The following is a 7246-nucleotide window of genomic DNA, read 5'->3' on the forward strand; positions in this document are numbered from 1 at the left end:
TAGACCAGCACCCCGCCACGACGTCGGTAAAACCGTCAAGCGTGACCTGAGCATCACCGCACGTAAACAGCGCACAGGTTAAAGATCAAGCTCAGATCCTGAGGCCCTTGGGATCTCGGCTCTCCTTGTCCCACAGCCACGTCAACTCGCCCGTACCCCGACCGAACTCTGGTGGATGTGAGGCGATCATCGGAGCTTTGCCGGGGCTTTCGCTCCGTCCCGGACGGAATCAAATTCCTGCGCACGGGACAATGCCCAGGTCAAACGCAGAAGCCCGCGCCGTATCGGGCTTCGAGGGTAGCCCCGCCTGAGATTCACGGGGCAGACAGGATCCGTCGCACGCGTTAGCATCGGCGAGCGCTCATATGGCACTGGTGCGAAAGTGCCGAAGCGCCAACTTCGACACCCCTTCAGTTATGGGAGAGTGGCACGTGAAACCCCTCAAGAAGGTCGTGGCAGTTATCTGGGCAGCGGGAATTGCAGCCGGCGGCGTCCTGGCCGCCTCTCCGGCACAAGCTGCGGACTCCAGGATCGACATCGGCCACACCATCGTCGATGGGCGATACGTCAAGGGCTCGGGCAGCATGACGAACAATGGCGACTACACCAACGTCTGCATTGTGATCATGGGGAAGCGGAACGGGAGCGGATACTCGGACAAGACGAAGGCCTGTCGCAGCAACCGGGGCTCCCTGACGTGGAGTGCTCCGGACCTGTACACCGGGAGCCTGGACGGGAAAGCGTGTTACGAGTTCTACACCCGGATCAGCGCTTACAAGAATGGCACCCGGGTGGCGAACAAGAACTCGAACCACGTCCGGGTAGGCACCTGCGAGTAGGTTGAGTGATCGTGGGCGGTCAGCGGAACCTCGTTGGCCGCCCGCACTGCTTGGCCCCGACGCGGGCGATGAGCGTGGCCGCCACGCGGCACGTCGCTCGAGCAGACGTGCGCTATGCTGTGACCTCGCCTGGGCTCAGGTTGGTTACCACAGCGATATCGACCACCGGAAGCGTCATCGGTGATCGACGAATGGCGTCGAACGGAGAAGCGCGCTAGTGCCCACATCTCACAAGCGGTGGCTTCTGGCTCGCCTGGTGTTGCTGGATTCATTGGCCGCCGTGGCGGTGATCTTGTTCTACCTATGGTACGGCAACCGGCACGACTTTTTCGACCTGCATATCTATCATGACGCCATGACCTGGTGGTCGAACGGGAACAGGCTGTACGAGTTTTCCGTGCCAGACCGCTTGCAGGGCCGACTGTACTTCACCTACACCCCGTTCGCGGCCTTCGTGATGCGCCCAATGGCATTCGTTCCCTTCACGGGCGTGGCCGTCGCTTTCGCCGTGCTGTCGGTAATTGCGGCCTACGGTGCCGTCTACTGCCTGCTGAACCTCTCAGGCGTCATCAAGGAACGTGCTGCGGCTTCCGTATTGATCTTGACGGGCCTTGTAGCACCGCTCACGCTACTCATCGAACCGATGAGGGAAACCCTGACCCTCGGCCAGATCAACATGCCCCTGGTCTGTCTGGTGCTCTTCGACATCTGCTACGCCGTTCCTCGCGGCTGGCGCGCAGCCGGCGCTTTCATCGGCATCGCAACCGCGATCAAGTTGATACCAGGTATCTTCATCCTGTACCTACTCATCGCGAAACAGTGGCGAGCAGCCGCCGTTGCCACCGCCACCACAGCCATTGCCACACTACTTGCATTCCTCGCTTCACCGAGCACGTCCCGCGAGTATTGGACATCCGCATTTTGGGACACGGCTCGCGTTGGCGGACTAGAGTATCCCGGCAATCAATCGATCCTGGGATTGATGAGCCGTGTCGCGGCACCGGAGACCGCCAACCGGGGCATCTGGCTGGTGTCCGTGGCGGCGCTTCTCGCAATCGGCCTGTTTCGGGCGTACCGGGCCCAGCAGTCAGGGAACTCCCTCGCAGCAATCGCTCTGGTTGGTCTCATCGGCGGCCTCATCAGCCCGATCACCTGGCCTCATCACATCTACTGGCTGGTCCCTGCGATGCTCGTACTACTGGAAAAGAGCATTCGGGGGACGCACCGTGCGCGCCTCGCGGCAACAGTGGCTCTCCTGCTCACCTTCGCCGCGTCGGTGCGCGGGGTCGTGAGCTTCAGTCGCTGGGACGGTGTCCACCTCGCCCAGTCGCTCGTCCCATTCGTCAACCAGAACCTGCTCGTGATCGTGACGGCCGCCCTGGTTCTCTTCCTTCCGGTCATGCCCGCCGGTCTTCCACGCCGGCCCGACATTAGTGGACCCGGCCGGTCTGAGCGACCAGGGCCCGTTGCCGCTGACCGACTCTGATGGTGTTTCCGCTGCGCGACACAGTCACGCGGGTGCCCCCAGCACGATCCCGCGTTGTCATTTTAGGTAGTGGAAATAGATCAGCGAGCCCGCTTCGCGGGGCGCGGCACCCTCGCTCGGGATGAAGAGCGTGAACACCGCCGCCGGCCTGCCGCCCGGAGCCCTCAGAACGGTGGCCGTCGGATTGGCGAAGGCTGTGCTACCGCCATGGGTTCTGATCGACGTCCGGTCGGCGTTCCCGGTTTGGTAGTCGTAGAGAAACGTCCTCCACGACCGGAAGTCGCCCTTGGCGTACTGCCCTTCGACGACACCATAGTGGAACCCGCGGAAGCGGAGCACGTCTCTGTCTCCGATGTTTCCTCGGACACCCCAGTGCAGGAGGGCGTTGTCGTAGTTCCCTTGCCGGCTGGTGGTCCAGGTCGAAAAGTTCGTAAGCACTCGCCTCTGCTGCCTGTCGACGGCGCAGTTGGCGAAGTAATGGCCACCGACTTCGATCCTTTGAGTGGTCGATGTCGGGCGCCAGAGTGACGCTGTAGATGTTCGGCGTGCCTTCGGCACACGCCGAGAGTCGTAGAGGAGCGTCGAAACTCCGTGCGGGCGCGTCGGTGAGGAGTGCCTCCTCGCTGGGGAAGTAGCGGAACGCCAGATGGTTCGAGGGCTCCTGCTCCCAGGCGACCACGAACCCGTTCCCCGCGCTCGCGACCGTTGGTTGCGAGGAGCCGGCGCCGAACTGCCTGCGGAAAGTCCAGTTGACGAGGTCGGTGGACGTCGCGACGGAGACGTGGAAAGAGCCACCGACCGACGAGTGGTAGAAGGCCAGGTAACCACCGCTCGGACGGGGCACGATCTTGACCGTGTCCATTGTTTGTCCGGCGCTGTCTTTCGTGTCGTACCGGTAGCCCGCCGCACCCGGCACGTCCTCCAGGAGCCCTCGCAGCTCCGCCCGAGGAAGGTCGGAGGGGGGAGGGTCCGCCATTCCTGCCCGTGGTTCGGTCTCGGAGCTGGCTGACGGAGCCAACCCCGAAAGGATCAGGGCTAGCACGGTGGCTCCTACGAGGAATCCTTTGGGCATGCTTCTCTCCAGGGATGTCCGTGGCCGCCTGCCGTGGAGGATCGCGGCACGGACAGGCTGAGTGCGTTGCAAATGCGGCCGGGCAGAAATAGTCGGGGCTGCCAGGCCCGCAGGTTGGGGCAGATACTTCTGGGCTTCGACCACGAAATGCTGGCAATGGTCCGGTGCCACCTACACGGCTACTTGCTTCTCCGCCAACGTCCGCATACAGACGCCTCAGTTTCGTTGACGGCCCGGAGCCCGTGCCGGGGGCCCGCCGTCATCGCTGAATACCGACCGTACAAGCGTGGATCTGAGCTGTGTGCCCCGAGGACTCTCGAGCGCGAAGGGGTTTCAAGAGATGGTCACGATGTGTAGATCGCAGTTCGGCCTCGACCCCGACATTATTGGCATTCGGGTGCACGAATGTCGCACTGAGTAGTAGGTTACGTTCCTATAACGGCTCTACCGGCACCGACGTACCGACGGCGGCTCTCCTGCTCCGACGACGCCGAGGAGCGACCGGCTGATAGCTGGTCTTGATTCTCTTGGTGGCCGATGGTTGGTCAGGATGGGCACGCTCCCGCAGGTCGCAGCGTCCCCACCCTCGTGGCGAGCCTCCGCCGGACACCTGCTTGGCGCCCCAGCTCGGACACGACGATGGACCACCGGAGCCCATCCGTGTGCACGCTTCCCCGGTTACGACGCCCAGAACCGACCCTCGGCAAGTCGTGACGGAGCGTAGTCGGATCGGGAGCCTTTGCGGGCGCCTAGTACCGCCGCCGCCATTCATGATGAAGTCGAGGTCGAGCCTGCGGGCCCAGTGGACTCGTTCTGATCCGGACCGGCCTCGGCACCGCCAGACCGACCAGCACAAACGGTGGATGGTGCCGCGGTACAGACCGTCGGGGGGAAGGTTCGCCGGGCGGCGCATGTCGTTGCCTGTTTCTCGGATGGCGCTCCAGCGCTTGGATTCGGCAAGGCTTATCACTCGGAGTTACCTATTGGACACGATCGACCCCCTCTGTTAGCTTCCTAACTGCGCGGGGGCGAAGGTGCAAAGGTGCGAATATATCCTCTGACCTGTTGTACATTCTGTCGACGATTCCCCCGCTGCCACGTCGACGGCGTGTGCACAAGTAGGGATCATATGAACCTGACGCGGATCAAGTCGGCGGCTGCCATCGGCAGCCTGGCAACAGCGCTCCTTCTGGTGCCATCGGCGCCGGCACAGGCAGCCAGTTGCGCCAACGGCACCCAGACAGACATTGGGTACACCATTCTTTCCGGCGGATACATCAAGGGTTCGGCCAGCTACACAAGCTGCCCGGATAGGCCGATCTCACGGGCCGAGATCTGGATCCGCAGGAACGGTGGCCGACTGTTTGCCACCGAGGTTGAGATCAAGAGAATTGCGACGCCGTCGAGTCGTTCCTTCTCGCCGAAGGATCGAATCTGCCAGAACCGCAGCGTCACTAGCAGATACGACACTTTTGTGGTCTTCCATCATTCGGACGGCGGCAAGACGGAGTTGCGCTCGAACTCGATCACGGTTCGGTGCGAGTAGCACTCCAATCCCAGGTCACAACCATGCTTCCGATCAGCGGAAGCAGACTCCGCGGGGTACGACGGGGTGCCTTTCAAGGGACGGCAGTCGTAGCACTGCGCTTTGAATGCCGAAGTACCGGACCGATATCAGCCTGATCCGGGCGCCTGGGTGCGAAGGATGGCCACCGGATCACGTTCCGAAAACGGGGAGGATCTTCTGTGCGAAAGACTGTTGCTCGCTTGAGCGTACTTGCACTTGCGTTCGGGATTGCGATCGTAGGGCAGGTCCAGCCGGCCAGTGCGGCCACCAACTGCAGTAGCGGCACCAAGATGGACATCGGATACACGATCAAGGATGGCGCCTACATCAAGGGATCGGCGAGCTACACGAGCTGCCCGAACCGCGCCATCCGGTCAGCCGAGATCGTGCTCCAGACAAGGATCGCGATCGGCGGCTGGAGTGACGTGGGCAAGACTCGCGTCACGATTTCGGGAATCGCCACGCCTTCCCAGAAGTCGTACTCCTTCAAGGATCTTCCCTGCCGAGCGGACACCACGATGGATTGGCGGGACTGGCGCGCCAAGGCCGTCTGGAAGCACACCTCGGGCACGACAACCAAGTACTCGAACGTATTGCGTACGGTAGCGGACTGCCGGCCATAAGGGCTGCATGACCTGGGACCAACCTGACCTGTTCAGGTTGGTCCCAGCGCAATTCGATGCGCTCAGGGTGGATTTGTTGGTCGTCGAGCCCAGGGTACTATCGCCCGGTGACTTCACTGTCGCTGGCTGAAGCCCTGGCATTGCTTGCTTTGAGCGAGGACGGCATCTTGCGGGGCCCGCAGGAGGACCTCGACCTCGGCTTGGCGGCTGCGCTGCTCGCCGACCTGTCCACGGCCGGGAAGATCGACCACATCGACGGCAATGTCGTAGTCACGAACTCGGAGCCGACCGGCAACACACTGGACGACGCCGCGCTCCGTGATATCGCGCAGGACGCAAGACTCCGTGGCCCGCGGGACTGGGTCGTGCGTCTGACCAAGAATGTTCGGGACCGCACGCTCGAGAAGCTTGTACAAGATGGGGAGTTGATTAGGACCCGGAGCAGAATGCTGCGACTGCTTCCCGTCGACCGCTATCGAGTGACCTCCCTGGGCGATTCTTCCCCCGTGATCGGAGCTCGCCAGCGCCTCAGGCGTGCCGCGATTGACGCTGCCGCTGTCGACCGGACATCCCTCGCCCTCTGCGCACTGGTCAGTGCGTTGGGCTGGAGCTCCGACCTGGTTCCCGACCTGCCGGCTCAGGACGTCGACCGCCGGTTCGCAGCGATGCGCCGGTCAGTGTGGGCGGCTGGCGCGCTGCGGGACCTGATCAATGAAAGGCGGGTGGGGCCGTGGGGCCCGACGGTTGGCAGGATCGCCGCGAATCTGGATGAATGGCCGACCGACGCGCGGTGACACAAGACCGACCGGATCCTCGCGACGGGAGGAACTGGCCGGGCTGGGTCCGACCCGGCGACCCTGGACGCGCTCGACGGGAGCCGTCCGCGATCAGCCCACTCGACCGGGCAGATACGGGTTGGCGCTGTTCGCCCGCGCCGGGGAGGTCGCCCTGGTCGAGCCGCTTCCCGCTCCCCCACCGAGCGACGAGGCCCGGTTCGGTCCGCTGCCCCACCTGATGCCGCTGCTCGCCCAGCGAGGGAAGGAGGTTCCGCACGTCCGGGTGCTCGCCGACCGTACCGGCGGGGACCTCGACGGGATCACCGCCGACGGGACGCCCCGGCAAGCGCACCGTCGCCGACGGCGAGACCTTCCCGCTGCGCAAGGTGCAGGCCGCGTATTCGGCTGCTCGCATCACCGACGGCTGGGAGGAAGCCTTAGCTCCGCCAGCGCTGGGAGGAAGCCTTTCCCGAACTCGCCGCGACCCGCAGCAACGGGGCGTAGCGGTGGATCCCTTCCACGAACGCCTCGCCCGTACCGGGCTCGGGGCGGCCGACCGGTACGGCTTTGCGCTGGCCGGCGGCTACGCGGTTCAGGCCGCCGGACTTCTGGAGCGGCCCAGCGAAGACGTTGACCTGTTCACCGCCTGGGACCGCCGCGACGAGTTCACCGCCGCGGTCGCCGCCGTCGTGCACGCCTACCGAGACGACGGCCTCACCGTCGAAACCGAGCGGCAGTACGACACAGTCGCCCGGCTGGCTGTCACCGACGGAGTGCGGATCTCCAAAGTCGAACTCGGCGTGGACCGGCGTGCCAACGAACCGATCCTCATGGCGATCGGACCGGTCCTACACCCCGACGATGCGGTCGCGAACAAGATGAG

Annotated in this window: 7 protein-coding genes; 6 read left to right on the forward strand and 1 reads right to left on the reverse strand. The window is 63.9% G+C overall.

The window, feature by feature from the left end:
* The first annotated feature begins 431 nt into the window (after positions 1-431).
* A complete protein-coding gene (locus tag AB0873_RS31220; RefSeq protein ID WP_366604286.1) occupies positions 432-839 on the forward strand; it encodes a hypothetical protein in 408 nt (135 codons plus the stop codon).
* A 256-nt stretch (positions 840-1095) separates the two neighbouring features.
* Positions 1096-2325: a glycosyltransferase 87 family protein gene (locus AB0873_RS31225; RefSeq protein WP_155329074.1), complete on the forward strand. Its 1230-nt coding sequence runs from the start codon at positions 1096-1098 to the stop codon at positions 2323-2325.
* Between the two features lie 57 nt (positions 2326-2382).
* Here AB0873_RS31225 and AB0873_RS31230 read toward each other — a convergent pair whose 3' ends face one another.
* Entirely contained in the window at positions 2383-2664 is a 282-nt protein-coding gene (locus tag AB0873_RS31230; RefSeq protein WP_366604288.1) for a hypothetical protein, read from the reverse strand.
* A gap of 1862 nt (positions 2665-4526) precedes the next feature.
* Between AB0873_RS31230 and AB0873_RS31235 the strand changes: the two genes are divergently transcribed.
* The 4 genes from AB0873_RS31235 to AB0873_RS31250 form a co-directional block, all read left to right on the forward strand.
* Positions 4527-4943: a hypothetical protein gene (locus tag AB0873_RS31235; RefSeq protein ID WP_155329075.1), complete on the forward strand. Its 417-nt coding sequence runs from the start codon at positions 4527-4529 to the stop codon at positions 4941-4943.
* A 311-nt stretch (positions 4944-5254) separates the two neighbouring features.
* Positions 5255-5587 (forward strand): hypothetical protein, encoded by a 333-nt coding sequence (locus AB0873_RS31240; protein WP_366604290.1) that lies wholly within the window; start codon positions 5255-5257, stop codon positions 5585-5587.
* Positions 5588-5694: 107 nt separating this feature from the next.
* Positions 5695-6381, forward strand: coding sequence for a GPP34 family phosphoprotein (locus tag AB0873_RS31245; RefSeq protein WP_196255782.1), 687 nt, complete (start codon positions 5695-5697; stop codon positions 6379-6381).
* A gap of 488 nt (positions 6382-6869) precedes the next feature.
* Positions 6870-7246 (forward strand): nucleotidyl transferase AbiEii/AbiGii toxin family protein (locus AB0873_RS31250; RefSeq protein WP_366604292.1); only part of this gene is annotated, 377 nt, incomplete at its 3' end.

Source organism: Micromonospora sp. NPDC047707, assembly GCF_040704235.1.
GTDB lineage: Bacteria > Actinomycetota > Actinomycetes > Mycobacteriales > Micromonosporaceae > Micromonospora.